Source organism: Mycobacterium marseillense (assembly GCF_010731675.1).
In the GTDB taxonomy this organism is placed as follows: Bacteria; Actinomycetota; Actinomycetes; order Mycobacteriales; family Mycobacteriaceae; genus Mycobacterium; species Mycobacterium marseillense.
On record NZ_AP022584.1, the window covers coordinates 3,375,113 to 3,391,562 of the forward strand.

Annotated in this window: 19 protein-coding genes; 6 read left to right on the forward strand and 13 right to left on the reverse strand. The window is 69.7% G+C overall.

Features of this window, described 5'->3' with window-relative positions; translation table 11 throughout:
- Positions 1 to 26: 26 nt before the first annotated feature.
- Positions 27 to 1,256, reverse strand: a complete 1,230-nt coding sequence (locus G6N26_RS15520) for a hypothetical protein (protein ID WP_083019274.1) — start codon at positions 1,254 to 1,256, stop codon at positions 27 to 29.
- A 38-nt stretch (positions 1,257 to 1,294) separates the two neighbouring features.
- Between G6N26_RS15520 and G6N26_RS15525 the strand changes: the two genes are divergently transcribed.
- Positions 1,295 to 1,915, forward strand: a complete 621-nt coding sequence (locus G6N26_RS15525) for a TetR/AcrR family transcriptional regulator (RefSeq protein WP_067174181.1) — start codon at positions 1,295 to 1,297, stop codon at positions 1,913 to 1,915.
- Positions 1,916 to 1,919: 4 nt separating this feature from the next.
- Positions 1,920 to 2,396 carry a nuclear transport factor 2 family protein gene (locus G6N26_RS15530; RefSeq protein ID WP_179960219.1) on the forward strand — a complete coding sequence of 159 codons (477 nt, stop codon included), beginning with the start codon at positions 1,920 to 1,922 and terminating at the stop codon, positions 2,394 to 2,396.
- Between the two features lie 4 nt (positions 2,397 to 2,400).
- Here G6N26_RS15530 and G6N26_RS15535 read toward each other — a convergent pair whose 3' ends face one another.
- Positions 2,401 to 3,060, reverse strand: a complete 660-nt coding sequence (locus G6N26_RS15535) for a L,D-transpeptidase family protein (RefSeq protein WP_067174227.1) — start codon at positions 3,058 to 3,060, stop codon at positions 2,401 to 2,403.
- Between the two features lie 98 nt (positions 3,061 to 3,158).
- Complete coding sequence (locus tag G6N26_RS15540) at positions 3,159 to 3,803, reverse strand: phosphatase PAP2 family protein (protein WP_139799181.1); 645 nt, start codon at positions 3,801 to 3,803, stop codon at positions 3,159 to 3,161.
- 79 nt (positions 3,804 to 3,882) lie between these two features.
- Between G6N26_RS15540 and G6N26_RS15545 the strand changes: the two genes are divergently transcribed.
- A complete protein-coding gene (locus tag G6N26_RS15545) occupies positions 3,883 to 4,365 on the forward strand; it encodes a hypothetical protein (RefSeq protein ID WP_067174188.1) in 483 nt (160 codons plus the stop codon).
- Here the strand turns inward: G6N26_RS15545 and G6N26_RS15550 are convergent.
- Positions 4,349 to 4,633, reverse strand: a complete 285-nt coding sequence (locus G6N26_RS15550) for a hypothetical protein (protein ID WP_067174203.1) — start codon at positions 4,631 to 4,633, stop codon at positions 4,349 to 4,351. The two genes, G6N26_RS15545 and G6N26_RS15550, sit on opposite strands and share 17 nt — an antisense overlap.
- 48 nt (positions 4,634 to 4,681) lie before the next feature.
- On the opposite strand from G6N26_RS15550, the gene bluB reads away from it, so the two are divergent.
- Together bluB and G6N26_RS15560 are read left to right on the forward strand one after the other, a co-directional pair.
- Positions 4,682 to 5,350 (forward strand): 5,6-dimethylbenzimidazole synthase, encoded by a 669-nt coding sequence (gene bluB, locus G6N26_RS15555; protein WP_067174217.1) that lies wholly within the window; start codon positions 4,682 to 4,684, stop codon positions 5,348 to 5,350.
- Positions 5,351 to 5,419: 69 nt separating this feature from the next.
- Positions 5,420 to 6,850 (forward strand): sulfatase family protein, encoded by a 1,431-nt coding sequence (locus tag G6N26_RS15560; protein WP_083019277.1) that lies wholly within the window; start codon positions 5,420 to 5,422, stop codon positions 6,848 to 6,850.
- A gap of 116 nt (positions 6,851 to 6,966) precedes the next feature.
- Here the strand turns inward: G6N26_RS15560 and G6N26_RS15570 are convergent, their stop codons facing one another.
- On the reverse strand, positions 6,967 to 7,746 hold the full coding sequence (locus G6N26_RS15570; RefSeq protein ID WP_083019279.1) for a trans-aconitate 2-methyltransferase: 780 nt from the start codon (positions 7,744 to 7,746) through the stop codon (positions 6,967 to 6,969).
- 176 nt (positions 7,747 to 7,922) lie between these two features.
- Between G6N26_RS15570 and G6N26_RS15575 the strand changes: the two genes are divergently transcribed.
- Positions 7,923 to 9,110, forward strand: coding sequence for an alpha/beta hydrolase family protein (locus tag G6N26_RS15575; RefSeq protein ID WP_139799186.1), 1,188 nt, complete (start codon positions 7,923 to 7,925; stop codon positions 9,108 to 9,110).
- Here the strand turns inward: G6N26_RS15575 and eccE are convergent.
- The 8 genes from eccE to G6N26_RS15615 form a co-directional block, all read right to left on the reverse strand.
- Positions 9,100 to 10,128 carry a type VII secretion protein EccE gene (gene eccE, locus G6N26_RS15580; protein ID WP_067164987.1) on the reverse strand — a complete coding sequence of 343 codons (1,029 nt, stop codon included), beginning with the start codon at positions 10,126 to 10,128 and terminating at the stop codon, positions 9,100 to 9,102. The genes G6N26_RS15575 and eccE overlap by 11 nt on opposite strands.
- The gene (mycP, locus tag G6N26_RS15585) at positions 10,125 to 11,543 is read right to left on the reverse strand and encodes a type VII secretion-associated serine protease mycosin (protein ID WP_083019282.1); all 1,419 of its coding nucleotides are present in this window, start codon (positions 11,541 to 11,543) and stop codon (positions 10,125 to 10,127) included. Before mycP ends, eccE begins: the two co-directional genes overlap by 4 nt.
- Positions 11,540 to 12,964 carry a type VII secretion integral membrane protein EccD gene (gene eccD, locus G6N26_RS15590; RefSeq protein ID WP_095578318.1) on the reverse strand — a complete coding sequence of 475 codons (1,425 nt, stop codon included), beginning with the start codon at positions 12,962 to 12,964 and terminating at the stop codon, positions 11,540 to 11,542. The genes mycP and eccD overlap by 4 nt, the downstream gene beginning before the upstream one ends.
- A 78-nt stretch (positions 12,965 to 13,042) precedes the next feature.
- Entirely contained in the window at positions 13,043 to 13,939 is an 897-nt protein-coding gene (locus G6N26_RS15595) for an ESX secretion-associated protein EspG (RefSeq protein WP_083019284.1), read from the reverse strand.
- A gap of 20 nt (positions 13,940 to 13,959) precedes the next feature.
- Positions 13,960 to 14,250 (reverse strand): WXG100 family type VII secretion target, encoded by a 291-nt coding sequence (locus tag G6N26_RS15600; protein ID WP_008261663.1) that lies wholly within the window; start codon positions 14,248 to 14,250, stop codon positions 13,960 to 13,962.
- A 43-nt stretch (positions 14,251 to 14,293) separates the two neighbouring features.
- Positions 14,294 to 14,587: a type VII secretion system protein EsxG gene (gene esxG / locus G6N26_RS15605; protein WP_008261664.1), complete on the reverse strand. Its 294-nt coding sequence runs from the start codon at positions 14,585 to 14,587 to the stop codon at positions 14,294 to 14,296.
- A 64-nt stretch (positions 14,588 to 14,651) separates the two neighbouring features.
- Positions 14,652 to 16,139, reverse strand: a complete 1,488-nt coding sequence (locus G6N26_RS15610) for a PPE family protein (protein WP_179960220.1) — start codon at positions 16,137 to 16,139, stop codon at positions 14,652 to 14,654.
- A 2-nt stretch (positions 16,140 to 16,141) separates the two neighbouring features.
- Positions 16,142 to 16,450: a PE family protein gene (locus G6N26_RS15615; protein WP_067165003.1), complete on the reverse strand. Its 309-nt coding sequence runs from the start codon at positions 16,448 to 16,450 to the stop codon at positions 16,142 to 16,144.

Here is a 16,450-nt window from a genome sequence, read left to right on the forward strand (position 1 = left end):
AAAACCCCTTGACACGTAGCTTTCTGTTACAACACGGTCAGCGGCAGCGAACGCCTGGGCTCGAACTGGAAGGTCGATCCGCCGCTGACCCGGACCACCGAAACCTCTGGCAGTTCCTCGGTGGGCGAGTCGGTTTCGACCAGTTCCGCCGTCCAGTCGGTGGCCGTTCCGCTAACTCGAACCTCGATGCGCGGCTCCACCGCGGTGGCGATCGCCTGCAGCGGCTGCACGGATTCCGGGGAGCACAACGAGATCCAGGAACGGTCGTCGTGGGCCGGCGACGGGCGGACGTGCAGCCGGTTCGACTCCGTCTCGGCGACAACGTAGCCCGCGGGGTTCAGCAGGGGGTGCAACTCGAGCACCCGCAGCACGCCTTCGGTCCCGCCCGGCAGCTTCAGCGCGCGGTGGATGCGTTCGGCGGCCACGCCGGCGATGCCGATCAGGCCGCGGGTGCACACGCCGAGCGCTTCGTCGTCGGTGGCGGCTCGCGCGGCCACCGCGATCGCGAACGACAGGTAGAGCAGGTGCATCTGCAGGCACACCTCGTCGGCCATCCGGACCAGCGCCGAATGCGAGAAGGCGGCGAAGTCGAAATCGGACAGCAACGGACCCGAGTAGTCCGCCTGCCCCTCGTCCGAGCGATCGATCGGATCGAGTTTCCATCCGGCGGCGCGGGTTTGGCTGACGATCTCCAGAGCCGGGATGGCCTGCGCCTCGGGGTAGGACTCGTCGATGATGACGGTCCACGCGCAGTGCGGATGCCGGTCCGCCGGCGTGCGCGGCGGGCGGTGGATGGGGCGCACCTGCGCGCGCGGGTTGGTCGCGATCGCGGTGGCGTCGAAGGTCGGGTCCTCGATGGTATGGCACATTCCGAACACGTAGTCTTCGCCCATCGGCTCCACGTCGAGCAGGGCGCCGCAGTGGTCGAGCTGGAATTCGCCGTGCCACCGGTCGTGCACGGTGTAGCGGAAATCCATGAATTGCGGTGGCGCGCCGATATCGAGCTGCAGGCCCTTGAAGATCGTCGGCACGTCATCGCCCTCGTAGTTCAGCGCTTTCTGCATGCGCCTGGTGTAGATCGGGCTGGCGCCCGCCCACTCCTCGATGGCGATCTGCACCATCTCGTCGCGGCCGAAAGAGGAAATGCACCACGCCATTCCGGATCGGTCGATCAGCTGTCCGATCAGCAACAGTTCGGGGACCAGGACGACGAGCTCGTCACGGGACAATTGCGCGTATCGCGAGGGGCTGCTCACGCCACAAAAATAGACGCGACTATGTTATAAAGTCAACAATGTCCATTGTCGCCGGCCAGCCGCCCGGTCGCCCCGTCGGCCCCACCAGGCGAACCACCGCGCCCCGCAAGCGCGGCGATGACACCCGCGCGAAAATCATCGACGAGACGGTCCGCTGCATCGTGGAGGAGGGATTCTCCGCCGCCACCGCCAAGCATGTCGCCGAACGCGCGGGCGTGACGTGGGGGGTCATCCAGTACCACTTCGGAGACCGCAACGGCCTGCTGATGGCCGTCGTGGACGACGGGGTGGCCCGCCTGGTGGACAGCCTGTCGTCGGCCGACGTCAGCGAGCTGCCGCTGCGGGAACGGATCGAGGTCGTCGTCGACACCGCGTGGAGCTGCTACAGCAGCCCGACGTCGATGGCCGCCTTCGAAATCCTGCGCGAGACCCGCGGCGGCCCGGACCCCTCGTCGCGACGCCACCTGCTCGACATGAACGCCGCGGTCGGCCAGCTGGGACGGTTGATCACCACCGAACCCGCGCATGCCGGTGTGGCCGAGGTCATTTGGGCCACGCTGCGCGGCGTGGTGCTGGCGCAGATGCTCACCGGCACCGCCATCGATTGGAGCCTGGAGCGACGTGCCCTCATCGACATGGTCACCCGTGTGCTGCAATGACCTGATGACCCTCGACGATCTCGCCGATATCGAAGCGATCAAGCAAGTCAAATACCGGTATCTGCGCGCGCTGGACACCAAGCATTGGGATGACTTCGCCGACACCCTGGCCGAGGACATCAAGGCCGACTACGGGCCATCGATCGGCAACGAGCTGCACTTCACCAACCGTGCCGAGTTGGTGAAGTACATGCGGACCTCGCTGCCCGGCAACGTCATCACCGAGCACCGGGTGACGCATCCGGACATCACCGTCACCGGCGACACCGCAACGGGCAGTTGGTATCTGCAGGACAGGGTCATGGTCGCCGACCTGAACTTCATGTTGATCGGGGCGGCCTTCTACCGCGACACCTACCGTCGCACCGAGGCCGGCTGGAAGATCAGCGGTACCGGCTACGACCGAACCTATGACGCCACAATGTCTTTGGAGGGCATGAACTTCACGCTCAAGCCCGGTCGCGCCATCGCCACCGACTGAGGCGCTACTTCGTGATGGCGATGACGGCGCCGGGCCGCAGCCATTTCATGATCGACACCAGCTGAGCGTCGTCGACGGCCACGCACCCCTCGGTGGGCTTGCCGTCGGTGGTATGGAAGAAGAACGCGGCGCCCCCGCCCGGGGTCTTGTTCTTGTTGACGCCCATCACGACCGCGTGCTTGTACTGGGGGATCTGCAGGTTCTCGCTTTCGGCGGTGCTGAACGGGCACTGGGCCTTCTGGCACACCTGCATCGAGTTGAAGGTGGCGCTGTGGTCGTCGCCGCTCCACCAGTAGTTGGGCCCGGACACCTGGGTGTAGGGCAATCCGGTACCGGGATTCGGCGCGGTGCCGAACGCGGAGTCCAGCGTGTAGACGCCCATCGGGGTGGCCGGCACGCCGCTCTTGGCCTGCGGCGCCATCCCCGCCGAACCGACGTGGGTGGGAATGCCGGACCGCAGCGACTGCCAGCCGGTGCCGGTGCGTTGGAAGATCTCCATCGTCGCGTTCGAACCGCCGGTGCTGACCACCGAAACCACCTGTGTCGCATTGCCAACCGCATTCGCGAACCAGGGAGCGCCGGCGGCCGCGCCGATCGGCGCGAGCACCACCGAGGCGAATATCACGCACGCCGCAGCGCACAGTGACGTGAGCAGTCGGTGCATGCACTCCATCGTCAGACCCGCACATCCTGTGGGTCAAGTAAAGGTTTAGCCCCGGTTAGGTCACCGCACCGTGACCAAATACCCACCGCCGCAGGGCTTTAGCCTGAACGGGCGGGAGCGGGTGGCCGAAAAACCCAGAGGCACACCAGGAAATACAGGTATCCCAGCGACCAGCCGGCCAGCACGTCGGACGGGTAATGCACGTTCAGCGCCACCCGGGAGAGGCCGACGGCCGGCAGCGCCACGGCCACCGCCGCGATCGCGACGCGCCGCGCCGGCGCGTTCATCATCGGCAGCGCAAAGCACAGCATCGCGAGCAGCCCGGCGGTCGCTTCGAGCGCATGGCCGGACGGAAACGAGGTGGCGTCCGCCGGGACCAGCATGGTCGGCGGCCGCGGGCGCCCGGCCAGCGCCTTGGCCGCCGCCGTCGCGAACTCGTTGCATGGCGCGCACGCCAGCAACAGCACCAGCGCGGCCCGCAGCCGGCGCATCACCAGGGCGAACACCGTCACCGCGATCCCCAGCACGGCCAGCACGCCCGGGCCCAGCACGAACGACACCGATTCGGCGAACCGAAGCCACGACGGGTGCTTGATCGCGAGCGCCCGCGCCCCGTCCAGCAGCGACCAGTCCACGCGATACAGCCACGCCCAGTGCTGGCGGTAGCCCACCCACAGCAGCGCGTACACCGCGGCGGCCAGCGCGGCGATCGGAGCGGCCAACGACGTCCTCGGGCGGGTCATCATCCACCGATACCAGCACGGCCGCGGCGCCGGCCGTGCGCCCGCCCCACGCAGCCGCCGGCGCGGTCATACTGGCGGTATGGCCGTCTTTGTCCGCAGGTTGTTCGGCATCGGCAAGCTGCCCGACGAGCTGCATGCCCAGGTCGAATCGGAAGGGCTCACCTATCTTGCCGATTACGTCGCGGTGACCCGGCGGTTCAGCGGCACCATCCCGGGTGTGCGGTTGCCGCACAGCGTGGCCAGCTACACGGGGTCACTGGCCTTCACCTCCGAGCGGGTGCTGGCAACGCTGTCCATGCTGCCCCGGCTGGCGGGCCCGACGGTCAACGTGCGCTGGGACGCGCCGCAGACCGGCCCGGCGAAGGTGGAGATCTCGTCGACGGGCCTGCAGGTCGACGTCGACGTCTCCCGGGTCGACGAAAAGTTCAGCGGCGAATTGTCGCTGCACTACAAGGTCGCCATTCCCCCCGACGTGCTCGACGGCCTGCCGCGCCGGTCGCTGGCGTTCGACATGCCGCCGGAATACGTGTTCCGCGCGGTCGGCGTTACCTATAGTCCCTGATCGTGATCCGCGGCCAGGGCGGCTGCCGCAGCACCGCCAGGCTGCCGATCACCCCGGCCAGCAGGCCGGTGACCACCCCGATCAGGGCGATGCGATTCGCGTCCACGGCCGGCGTCCAGGTGGCCCGGCCGTTGCGGATGGCGAAGACCCCCAGCGGCTTGGCGACCACGATGACGGTGGTGCCGTCAGCGGTCTGGTAGGGCTCGCCGTAGGTGCGGCCGGCGGCGGTATCGGCGGCCAGCTGCTCGAGTACGTCGGAAGGCTTCACGCGGACACTCCCTTCAGGACACGTCCACGCTAGTGCGGATTTCCTACGATGGCTGACGTGACCGGTCAGGCATTCAGCCCGCAGGAGCGACGGGCCGTCTATCGCGTCATCTCCGAACGCCGTGACATGCGCCGGTTCGTGCGCGGCGCGGTGGTGGACGAGGACGTGCTGGCGCGGCTGCTGCAAGCCGCGCACGCGGCGCCCAGCGTCGGGCTGATGCAGCCGTGGCGGTTCATCCGGATCACCGACGACGCGTTGCGGCGGCGCATCCACGCCCTCGTCGACGAGGAACGTCCGCTGACCGCCGCCGCGCTGGGCGAGCGCGCCGACGAATTCCTGGCGCTCAAGGTGGAGGGCATCCTCGATTGCGCCGAACTGCTCGTGGTGGCGCTCGGCGACGACCGCGACAAGCACGTCTTCGGCCGGCGGACGTTGCCGCAGATGGACCTGGCGTCGGTGTCGTGCGCCATCCAGAACCTGTGGTTGGCGGCGCGGTCGGAGGGCCTCGGCGTGGGCTGGGTGTCGCTGTTCGATCCGCGCCGGTTGGCCTCGCTGCTGGACATGCCCGCCGGCGCCGAACCGGTGGCCATCCTCTGCCTGGGGCCGGTACCCGAATTCCCCGACCGCCCGGCCCTCGAACTCGACGGCTGGGCGGTGGCGCGACCGCTGTCGGAGTTCGTCTGCGAGAACCGCTGGGGCCGCCTCGAGTCACCCTGACTCGCCGACGTGGCGGGGATCGCCGCAGGACGTTGCGGTATCGTCGCCGGTCGCAAGGCAAGGTGAGAGGTGACGCAATTGACGTCGGGCGAGACCGCGGACACGACAGGCGACCCGCGGCCCAAGGACAACGTGCTGATCGTGCACTGGCACGACCTGGGCCGCTACCTCGGCGTCTACGGCCACCCCGACGTCTCGAGCCCGCGCATGGACCGCCTTGCGGCCGAGGGCATCCTGTTCACCCGGGCCCACGCCACCGCGCCGTTGTGCTCGCCGTCGCGGGGATCGCTGTTCACCGGGCGCTATCCGCAATCCAATGGCCTCATCGGCCTGGCCCACCACGGCTGGGAATACCGCAGCGGAATCCGGACCCTCCCGCAAATCCTGTCCGAATCGGGTTGGTATTCGGCGCTTTTCGGCATGCAACACGAGACGTCCTACCCCAAGCGGCTGGGCTTCGACGAGTTCGACGTGTCGAACTCCTACTGTGACTACGTCGCCGACAAGGCCGACGAGTGGCTGCGGCAAAGCGCCGATGGCCTTGTGGGACAACCCTTTTTGTTGACCGCCGGCTTTTTCGAGACGCACCGCCCCTACCCCGAGGACCGGTACACGCCGGCCGAGCGCGCCGACGTCGACCTGCCCGACTACCTGCCCGACACCCCCGAGGTGCGCGGCGACCTGGCCGCCTTCTACGGGGCGATCAGCGCGGCTGACGCCGCCGTCGGGCGGTTGCTGGACACGCTGGCCGAAACCGGGTTGGATGCCACCACCTGGGTGGTGTTCTTCACCGACCACGGCCCGGCGTTCCCGCGGGCGAAATCCACCCTGTACGACGCCGGCACCGGCATCGGCATGATCGTCCGCCCGCCCACCAACCGGGCCGTGTCCCCCCGCGTCTACGACGAACTGTTCAGTGCCGTCGACCTGGTGCCAACCCTGTTGGGGCTGTTGGGAATCGACGCCCCCGCCGACGTCGAGGGGGTGTCGCACGCGGGCGTCCTGCTGGAACCGGACCCGCCCACCACGCCGGTGCGCGACGAGGTGTACACGATGAAGACCTATCACGATTCGTTCGACCCGATCCGCGCGATCCGCACCAAGGACTACAGCTACATCGAGAATTACGCGTCGCGGCCGCTGCTGGATCTGCCGTGGGACATCGAGGAAAGCCCGTCCGGGATGGCCGTCGCGCCGCTGGCCACGGCGCCGCGGCCCGAGCGCGAACTCTACGATCTGCGCGCCGATCCCACCGAAACCACCAACCTGCTGGCCGGCGACGGCGCGGACGTCGACGACGTCGCAGCCAATCTTGCCGTCCTGCTCCATGATTGGCGTCAGCGCACCGGTGACGTCATCCCCTCGGAGTTCGCCGGGACCCGCATCGCCGCGCGGTACACCGAGACCTACCTGCAGATCCATCACGGCACCAGGCCGACCCCACGGTCGGCCATCGCCGCCGATCGGGGTATCGAAGAAGGCAAGCCCACGCAGCGGTAGTCGCCACTGGTCCGATGGTGGCGACCCGCCGCGCCCGGCTACGCCGCGCTTGCGGTCGCCACTGGTCCGATGGTGGCGACCCGCCGCGCCCGGCTACGCCGCGCTTGCGGTCGCCACTACGCGCGATCCGCCCCGCCCACCACGGCGACCACGAACACCCGCCGGAACGGAAAGATCGTCGTGCCGTCGGATCGGGGCGGGTAGGCGTCGGACAGCAGCGGAATCAACTCCTCGCGGAACTGCTCCCAGGTGTCGTCGTCGAGCCGCTCGCGGACCGGGACCAGCGCCGTGCCGGTGATCCATTCCAGCACCGGATGCTCGCCGGTCAGCTGATGCAGATAGGTGGTCTCCCAGACGTCGACCCGGCATCCCGCGTCGAGCAGCAAGTTAGCATAGTGCGCGGGTGGCTGTACCACCGCGCCGACGCGAAACGGTATGTCGCGCAGCAACTTCGCGTACGGCTCCCGGCGGGCCAGCGCCCGCACCGCCGCGTAGGACGGTGACTCGAAGTTGCCCGGCATCTGCACCCCGATCCACGATCCGGGCGCCAACTCGCCCGCCCACCGCAGCAGCAGATCGGCATGCTCGGGCACCCAGTGCAGGGCCGCGTTGCTGACCACCACGTCGGTGTCGGGCTGGGGCTTCCACTCGCGCAGGTCGCCGGTGACCGCGTCGATGCCGCGTTCCTTGGCCGCGGCGACCATCTCCGGGGAGCTGTCCAGCGCCTCGATCACGGCGTCCGGCCAGCGCCGGCCCAGGTATTTCGTCAGGTGTCCGGGCCCGCACCCGAGATCGACGACGCGGCGCGCCCGCTCCGCCCCCACCCGCGACAGCAGGTCGTAGAAGGGCCGGCCCCGGTGGTCGGCAAAGGCCAGGTAGACGTCCGGGTCCCACATGTCGGTCCTCCTGATCAACGCGCCGTCGCTAGCCGGCTGATAGCAAACCGTATTACTCCTATGGTGCCCCCACACCACTGCGGTGGTCCCGCGATAAGACCGTAGCGACCGAAACCGGTCAAAGGCCCTGGAAGCGCGAGTCCCTCCGGCTACCATCGGCGTTCGTGGCGCCCGACATGGATCCGATCGACCCGCCCGTCCCCGTTCCTGACGTCCCCGGCGCCGACGTGCCGGCCGGCGCCGGCGGATTACCCCCCAACTCGGCGTTGTCGCCCCGTCAGCGAATGGTAGTCGAGGCATCGGCCCTCGGCGATCTGGCCCTGCGCACCTGGGTCGCCTCGCTGCTCACCACCACGGTGGCGCCGTTCGTGGTCGCCAACGCCCTGCGGCGGGCCGACGTCGCGTCCGAGCGGAGCAACCTCGATTTCTACGCCGAGCTGGGCGCGGCAGGAGATCCCGCGCGGTCCTTCCCACCGCCCCCCGAACTGCCCCGGGTGACCTCGCGGCGCGCCAGCCCGCTGGCGGAGTGGGTCGCGCGCGGCACGGTCGACAACATCGCGTTCCCCAGCAGCTTCACCGCGATCAACCCAGCGATGCGTGCGCGCTGGAGCGCGTGGGGCGCCAACAACATGGTGCGCGCCCAGCACTGGCGCCACGACGACGGGCCGCGGCCCACGCTATGCGTCATCCATGGCTTCATGGGCTCGTCGTATCTGGCCAACGGCCGGTTCTTCTCATTGCCCTGGTACTACCGGGCGGGCTACGACGTGTTGTTGTACACGTTGCCCTTTCACGGCAAGCGGGCCGAAAAGTTCTCGCCCTTCAGCGGTTTCGGCTATTTCGCCGGCGGACTCAGTGGTTTCGCCGAGGCGATGGCCCAGGCCGTCCACGACTTTCGTTCCATCATCGACTACCTGCGCCACACCGGTGTCGACCGGATCGCGCTCACCGGCATCTCGCTGGGCGGCTACACCTCGGCGCTGGTGGCCTCGGCCGACGATCGGCTCGAGGCCGTCATCCCCAACTGTCCCGTCGTCACCCCCGCGACGCTGTTCGACGAATGGTTCCCGGCCAACAAGCTGGTCCGCATGGGCCTGCGCCTCTCCGACATCGGCCACGAGGAGCTCAGTGCCGGCCTGGCCTATCACTGCCCGCTCAACTACCGCCCGCTGGTCGGCCGGGAGCGCCGGATGATCATCACCGGACTCGGCGACCGGATGGCACCGCCGGACCACGCCGTCAAGCTATGGCACCACTGGGATCAGTGTGCGCTGCACTGGTTTCCGGGCAGCCACGTGATGCACGTGAGCCAGTTGGACTACCTGCGTCGGATGACCGCATTCCTGCAGAAGGTCATGTTCTAGCGGCCTCGAGGGTGTCGGTGGTCTCGGAGTTTTCCGCGCCGCCGGTCGACGATGCCCGATGCGCCCCGCCGGCCAGGGTGGGCCAGTGCAGCTGGGCGAGCAGCCCCGCGGGCGCGGGCGTGTGTCCGTCCAGTCGCGCCGTGGACAACAGGTCCAGCGCCGTCAGCGCGGGCAGGTGATTGCCGCGCTGCGGGGTCAGCCCGTCCAGCGGAGCCCCGCGGTCGGGCGGGGTGTCGGTCTGGAATGCGCACGCCACCGCGACGGTGGGGTGGTCCTTGTCGCCGGCGAGCTCCAGCGCGGTGCAGGTCTCGCGGGCCGAATGCGACCGGATGGCGTCCAGCGTCTCCGGCAGGGCCTCGTCCACCCGGATCTCGTATGCCGCAAGGTAATCCGATGCACCGCGCTGCACCCCGCGCCACTTCTCGCGGGGGTTGGACGTGACCAGCCGGGGGACGTCGTCGGGTGCGACGGCGGTGGCCTCCCATCCGGTCTCCCGGAGGTGGTCGGCCAGCCGCCGCGCCACGACCTGAGCGGTCTCCTGCAACGGGATCCGCGACGAGCGGGCCCGCAGCGCGGCCAGGTTCTCCGGCGCCGACACGGTGAGCCCGATCCAGGTCTCCCGCCGCGAGGCATCGGATGCGTTGTCCCGGCTGGTGATCCGGATCTTGTCCGCCCGGATGCCGTAGCGGTCCAGGTAGCCGGCGATCAGCGGCAGCGGCAGCACATCTGAGTCGTCCTCCGGCGCGCCCACCCGGATCAAAGCGGTGGTCGCCGTGGCGGGGGACTGCGGGGTGAACGCGTTGGCGCGCCCGATGATCGCCACGCGCCGACGCAGCAGGGTGGTGAAATACAGGCCGCCCCACCAACCAAACAGCACGATCACGACGGCCGCGGCGATGCCGAGCAGCCAGTAGTCCCGGGGCGACCGCCACGGGTAGGCCATCACCGCGGGCACGATGGCCAACAGCGCCAACGTGATTCGCCCGCTCCCGGGGGTGGGGATCGAAATCTTGCTCACGGGGTGGGGTCCTTTCGACGGCGAGCGGCGATGGTGGTGACCGCGGCGGCCACCGCGACCAGCACGGCCAGCACGGCGGTGCCGGCCACCGCGACGGTCCGCGGCGTGGTGTTCTCGGGCGTCGGCGTCGGCGGCAGGGCGACCTGCTTGGCCGCCGCCCCACTCGGCTGATCACCGGCGGGCAATTGCCAGGTCAACGCAGCCACCGGGTCCACGCTGCCGGCGCCGACCACGTTGGACGGGTCGCGGGCGCCGTTGTGCGCGGTCGCGGTGATGCGATGCGTCACCGCGGTGGCGGACAGGTCGGGATACTTGCTGCGCACCAGCGCGGCGACGCCGGCGACGTAGCCGGCCGCATAGCTGGTGCCCTTGAGGGCGACCAGTTGCTGATGGTCATCGGGCAGGCCGTTCGCCAGGCCCGCGCCGTCGCCGTTGCCGACCGACACGATGCGCTCGCCCGGGGCCGCGACACCCACCCACGGGCCCGCCACGGTGAATTTCGATGGCTGGCCCTCCGGCGTCAGCGACGCCACCGACAGCACGTACGGCTGCCACAGCGACGGGATCGACACCGAGGTGACACCGGCCCAATTGCGCGGATCGTTCGGGCGGCTCAGGTCGGTGAGCGGGTTGGATTCGCACGATGTCCCACCGGCGAACGATCCGGTCGGACCGCTGTTGCCCGCGGCGGCGACGATTACCGCGTCCTTGTCCACGGCCGCGTAGCGCACGGCGGCGCCGAGCGCGGCCTGGTCGACGGGGCGGTCGACGGGCAGGCAGGTCGCCGAGCCGACGTCGATCACCCGGGCGCCGAGGTCGGCCGCGTGCACGATGGCCCGGGCGAGGGTCGTGACTTCGGACGACACCCGGGCCATGAGCGGATCGCCGCCCGGTGTGCGGGGGGAGAACCTGGCCGACGACGTCCTGATCGACACCACCCGTGCCGCGGGCGCGACGCCCGAGAACCCGTCGTCAGGCGACGGCTGGCCGGCGATGAGCCCGGCGACCAGCGTCCCGTGTCCGTCGCAGTCGGTCAGGCCGTCGGTGGTCTCGACGAAGTCGCCGCCCGGTTCGACGTTGGGCAGCCGTGGGCCCGGCCGCACGCCGGTGTCGAGGACGGCGACCAGCTGGCCGTCCCCGCGCGAAAACTGCCATGCCGCGGGCAGATTCAGTGCCGACTGGCTGGGCGTGGCGGCGCCTGGGTCGCTGCCCGGAATGACCCCGGACGTGACGCAGGGTCCGCGCTGCTCCATCGGCTGCACCGGGCCCGGCGCCCCGCTCGGTGGGGGGACGCCGGGATCGACCGTCGGCGGGCTGATCGCGAAAGCCGGCGGACTCGTCCACGTCGCGGTGGCGGGCAACAGGGCCAACACCGCCGCGAGGCAGGCTGCTGGACCTTGCCGCGAACGAATCATCGATTGAGCACCAGGCTGAACAACCCGACCACGAACGCCATGACGGGGATCAACGAGGCGTCGAGCCCGGCCGCAGCGAAGCCCACCAGCCGGCGCACGGGCAGCGAATAGCTTTCCGGCTCAGCGATTCCCGGGTTCAGCGCCAGCACGATCCACACCGCCACGAGCGCCAGGAGCACCAGCGCCGCGCCGAGCGCGGCGCCGTAGCGCCCCGTCGCCGTGTAGATCACCAGCAGCACACCGGCGGCCAGATAGGGCTGGGCGAGCAGCCACGCCTTGCAGGCGGCCGAGTCCCACACCCGGGCGCGCAGCACCGACGCCGCGGCGGTCGCCCCGACCACATACCAACCCGCGCCGCTCAGCGTCTCGGGACGCAGCGCGATCGCGACCGAGCCCAGGACACTGAGCAGCACCGCGGCGGCGATGAACCCGCTCTGGTGGGCGTCGCTGACGCGCACGCGGCGCGGCAGGTCCTCGAGCACCTGCAGTGACGGCGCCGACGGCGTGGGATCCCCGGGCGCCGGGATGACCGGCAGCGGGAAGCGCGCCCACAGCGCGGACAGCTGCGCCGCTTCTATGGTGACCAGCAAGGCGGCCACGATCAGCCCGCAACCGATCGCGACAAGTTTGACGTGCCACAGCAATTCGGCCCCGGCGGCGAGCAGCACCGCCGCGCCCAGCACGGCCGTCGCGGTGAAGAATCCGGCAATCCGCTCGCGTTCGGCGCTGGGCACCATCAGGGCGATCAGCGACCACGCGGCGACTCCGGCCGCGGCCAGCATCACCTGCGCCGGGCCGAACCTGCCCGGCACCGCCAGTACCAGGGCGGCGGCGATGGGCACCAGCGCGGCGATCGACAGCGCCATGCCGGTGCGCGCCGAGCGCGCCGTGACCAGCAGGCCGACGATCGCGGTCACCGCCGCCACCGCGCTGACGGCAACCAGCCCGGACAGCGCGCCGGTGGCGAGGCGGTAGGTGACCGACAGGCCGGTCGCCAGGAAGGCCACCACGATCGCCGCGGCCAGCGCCCCACGCTGGATATGCGTTGTGCCCCAAGGCTTGAGCCGAGAGGTGGAGAAGATCATGGCGGCGTCGGCGATGTCCTCGACGATGCCGGGTGCGGCCGGGCCGACCGGGACGGGCTGCAGCGCCAGCAGGTCACCGTCGACGACGCCGACCGTGTCCAGGCTCGCGTCCAGACTGAACGGTGCGCCGCCGATGGGCGCCAGGCTCAGTTGGGTCGCACCGCCGATCTCGGCGGCACCGCGCGCGCCGGAGCCATCCTCCGCGTCGCCGTTCGCGGTGGCCGGAACCACCAAACGCTGGACCGCGGGCAGGATTTCGCGCAGCGGCAGCTCGGCAGGCAAGGCCATTTCCGTCAACCTGCTGTCCGCGAGGATTGCCACGCGGACGATCGGCATGACGGTTCCGGACGTCACCGGACCCTCGAAGAATGTTGTGGCCGTTCCTGGAACATCGTGCTCTCTTCTCTATTTCTCTCAGTGGTGGACGGACAGTGTTGAAGGGGAAAAGTCTCGTGCTAACCGGTGTTCGGAGAACCATCCGGCGTCGGGTAGTTGAGCGGTCAGTTGTTCGATCGCGACGGCGATCGCGAACTGGGAGCCGGGCGCGAAGGTCGAGACCCACTCGCCGTCGAACGCGCGGGACGGGCTGACCAGCACCCGCCCCTCGCTGGTGTCGACGATGCTCATCCCCACCTCGGTGGTCGAGTGCCGGCCGTCGCGGTGGCAGCCGGCGACGATCTCGACGTAGCTTCGCGACCCGTTGAACACCGACTCCACCACCGCCCGCGCCGATTGCGGAATACCAAGATAGTCAAGCACTTCGGCAAGCGGGGCACCGGATCGCAGCCGCTCGTCGGCGCGGGCGCCCACCCGGGTCGGCATGCTGAACTCGTCGAACCGGCCCGGTTGCCGCTGGGCGAGCCCGACGCACAGCACCGGAACCAGGGCGCGCGGATCATCGATGTCCATGGCGGTGAACGTGATCAGCTGCGCGCTGCGCAACGCGACCACCGTCATCGACGACCGCCCGCCGGCACCGGTGCGCTGCGCGACGATGCCGCGCAGCAGCTCGCCGGTGCCACCGGCCGTGTCGTTGGTGGGGCCGACGTAACGCAGGTCGAGCCACCGCTCGGGAAAACACACCACTTTGATCCACTCGGCAACCGCGGGGTTGATGAGTCCGCCTTCTGATACCAGGCCCATTTGGGTGAGCTCCGCCTTCTGACGGTCGAGGAACGCGCTGCGTTCCGCGGCATCACGATAGGGGCAGGTGATTGCCAATACCCACGGGAAGCTTCCCGCCCCAATCGTTTCCGCGATGAACCACGCGTGATCGACCGTCAGCTCGACGGCGTTGGGAGCTGGTTCCATCAGGCTCGTTCAGCCACGAGCTAGCCGCCCCACTTGGCGGCTTCGGCCTGGTCGCGGGCCAGCATCGACATGGTGTTGGCCTCGTGGGTGCTGGCCATCGACTGGTAGGCGCGCACCAGGCTTTCCATGGCCTGGTTCCACTGGGCCTGCCACACCTGGTAGGTCATACCGGTGTCACCCTGCCAGGCGTTGGACAGCGTGGCCTGCTCGGCGGAGATGTCGGCGCCGAGCCCCTGCATCGTGCCGGCGTAGCCGGACATGTCGGCGGCGTGGCTCAACATCGCCGGGTAGTTGTACATGATTTGCGACATCACAAGTCCTTTCGCGGGTTGGTGGCGTCTAGGGGCGGCTGTGTCAGAACGCGGTGTAGCCGGAGGCGGCCGCCGCGTCCGCGGCGACGTAGGTGCCGGCGGCGTCGCCGAGGTTGGCCTGGGCGATGTCCAGCAGCGTGTTGACGCGCGCGGCGACTTCCACGAACCGTGCGTGCGCGGCCTGGAACGCCGCCGAGGACTCGCCCTGGTGGAAGGCCTGGGCCGACATCGCTTCCTGCTCGGCCTGGCTGATTGTGCTGCGCAGCAACGCGGCCTTGGCGCTGAACGCCGACTGCGAGGCGACCAACTGCGGGATATGAGCGTCCAACATACTCATGGTGATTCCTTTCTATTGCGTCCGTTGGGGTGTGAAGTAATTCACCTGGATGTGGCTTACTGCCTTATCCCCCCTTCCCCGGCTCGGTTGGGCCCGTACCGTTGACGGCGTCGTGCTCCCACGTGCCGGGCACCATTGGCATCCGTGGGCCGCCGCCGAAGTCGTCGTCGGCCAGTTTGGTCAGTCCCGCCGCCTGAAACGCCTTGTGTCTCTGCCTGGTTCCGGCGAATCCGAGCGGTCCGGCTCCCTGCGCGGAGGCGACCGCCGCGGCCAGTTCCTCCTCGGCGCCGTAGTCCGGGGATACACCGAAATCGGATTCCATATCCGCGAATTCGTCGGCGTGGTCGTGCAACGCTGCCCGCCGCCGGCGCCGTGCTCGCGCCTCGGCGCGGGCCGGTGCCGCCGCGCCGGCCGCCGGGATCGTCGCCGCGGGCGCCTTGGCCCCGCCGCGGCCACCCAGGGTGGGACCGACGCCGGCGTCCGGGTCAGCGCCGTAGGCGACCGCGTAGGCGAACTGGCCGGCCGCCGCCGCCGGTGCCGGGGCGGCGGGCGCACCGGTGCCGGCCGCGACCGTCGTGGCCGGGGCGCCGGCGGGAGTCGCGACCGTCGGGGCCAGGGCGACCGCCGGCAGCATGGGCGGCTTGTTCGACGTCAGGACGGGGACTACGGCGGCCGGGGCCTCCTCCGGCGCGGCCTCGACGGGCGTGGTGAGCAGGGAACTGAGCCCGACACCCAACAGGATCGGAATCAGGAAGGGCGCGGTCAGGATCGCACCCCAGGTCGGCCAGCCGACGGCGTTGAAGAACACCTGGTAGGCGACGAAGAACAGTAGCGGTCCGTTGGCCGCCAGGAACGCCGGCAGGTTCGAGAAGAAGTCCTGCAGCATCTGCTGGATGTTCTGGAAGAAGTCCTGCAGGAACTTGGTCAACTGCTGGATGAAGTTCTGCCACCAGTCCCCGGGGTTCTGCGTGGCGTTGGACGTGACATTGTTGGTTTCGCCGCCGGGAGTCACGATGGTCGGTGCGGCCATGGTGCGCGGCGCCGCGGCCAGCGCCGAGCCCGAGACGGCCTGGTAGGTGCCCATGGTGGTGGCCGCCTGAACCCACATCCGCGCGTAGTCGGCTTCGTTGACGGCGATCGGAATGGTGTTGATGCCAAAGAAATTCGTCCCCACCAGCACCCCGTGCACGGTGTGGTTGGTGGCCAGCTCCCCCAGCGTCGGCATGGCCGCCAGCGCGGCCGTGTAGGCCGTCGCCGCGACCTCTTGTTGCGCCGCCGCACCCGCGCTGTCGGCACTGGCCTGCTGCAGCCACGCCAGATAGGGCAGGTGGGCCGCCACATACTGCTCCGCGCTGGGCCCTTCCCACGCCCCCGCCTGCGCCTCCCCCAACAGCGCGCTGAGTTCTCCGGCCGCCGTGGCGTATTGGGCGCTGAGCGAGGTCCACGCACCGGCGGCCGCCAACAGCGGCCCCGGTCCTGGACCGGCGCTCAGCAACGCCGAATGCACCTCTGGAGGCGACGCCATCCAGATGGGGCCGAAGGGGGCGGTCATCGTCAGGCGCCCGCGATCCCGAACGTCGCAGCGGCCGCGGTGTCGCCCGCGAGATAGCTTGCGCCGGCTTCCCCGACGCCGAGCCCGGCGCGGCCCAGCTCTTCAACACCCTGGGCCGCCATGGCCGAGTGCTCCTGGCCCTGGGCACTGAACCCCACGGCCGTCTGCAGCGACACCGGATCGACCGCGGGCGGCACCACCGCCGTGATCGCCGGGGCCGCCGCCGCGTGGGCGGCCGCCAGCCGTGCCGTCAGCGCCTCCACCGCGGCGCTGGTGGCGGCCAGTCCCTCGGGAACCACTCGCAGCGTCAT

Coding starts and splice junctions, on each gene's coding strand:
- G6N26_RS15595 (WP_083019284.1), bottom strand. CDS start 13,939: ATGGAACCAGCTCCCAACGCCGTCGAGCTGACGGTCGATCACGCGTGG.
- G6N26_RS15610 (WP_179960220.1), bottom strand. CDS start 16,139: ATGACCGCCCCCTTCGGCCCCATCTGGATGGCGTCGCCTCCAGAGGTG.
- G6N26_RS15600 (WP_008261663.1), bottom strand. CDS start 14,250: ATGTCGCAAATCATGTACAACTACCCGGCGATGTTGAGCCACGCCGCC.
- G6N26_RS15540 (WP_139799181.1), bottom strand. CDS start 3,803: ATGACCCGCCCGAGGACGTCGTTGGCCGCTCCGATCGCCGCGCTGGCC.
- G6N26_RS15535 (WP_067174227.1), bottom strand. CDS start 3,060: ATGCACCGACTGCTCACGTCACTGTGCGCTGCGGCGTGCGTGATATTC.
- G6N26_RS15615 (WP_067165003.1), bottom strand. CDS start 16,450: ATGACGCTGCGAGTGGTTCCCGAGGGACTGGCCGCCACCAGCGCCGCG.
- mycP (WP_083019282.1), bottom strand. CDS start 11,543: ATGATTCGTTCGCGGCAAGGTCCAGCAGCCTGCCTCGCGGCGGTGTTG.
- G6N26_RS15525 (WP_067174181.1), top strand. CDS start 1,295: ATGTCCATTGTCGCCGGCCAGCCGCCCGGTCGCCCCGTCGGCCCCACC.
- eccD (WP_095578318.1), bottom strand. CDS start 12,964: ATGCCGATCGTCCGCGTGGCAATCCTCGCGGACAGCAGGTTGACGGAA.
- G6N26_RS15570 (WP_083019279.1), bottom strand. CDS start 7,746: ATGTGGGACCCGGACGTCTACCTGGCCTTTGCCGACCACCGGGGCCGG.
- bluB (WP_067174217.1), top strand. CDS start 4,682: ATGGCTGACGTGACCGGTCAGGCATTCAGCCCGCAGGAGCGACGGGCC.
- esxG (WP_008261664.1), bottom strand. CDS start 14,587: ATGAGTATGTTGGACGCTCATATCCCGCAGTTGGTCGCCTCGCAGTCG.
- G6N26_RS15530 (WP_179960219.1), top strand. CDS start 1,920: ATGACCCTCGACGATCTCGCCGATATCGAAGCGATCAAGCAAGTCAAA.
- G6N26_RS15575 (WP_139799186.1), top strand. CDS start 7,923: ATGGATCCGATCGACCCGCCCGTCCCCGTTCCTGACGTCCCCGGCGCC.
- G6N26_RS15545 (WP_067174188.1), top strand. CDS start 3,883: ATGGCCGTCTTTGTCCGCAGGTTGTTCGGCATCGGCAAGCTGCCCGAC.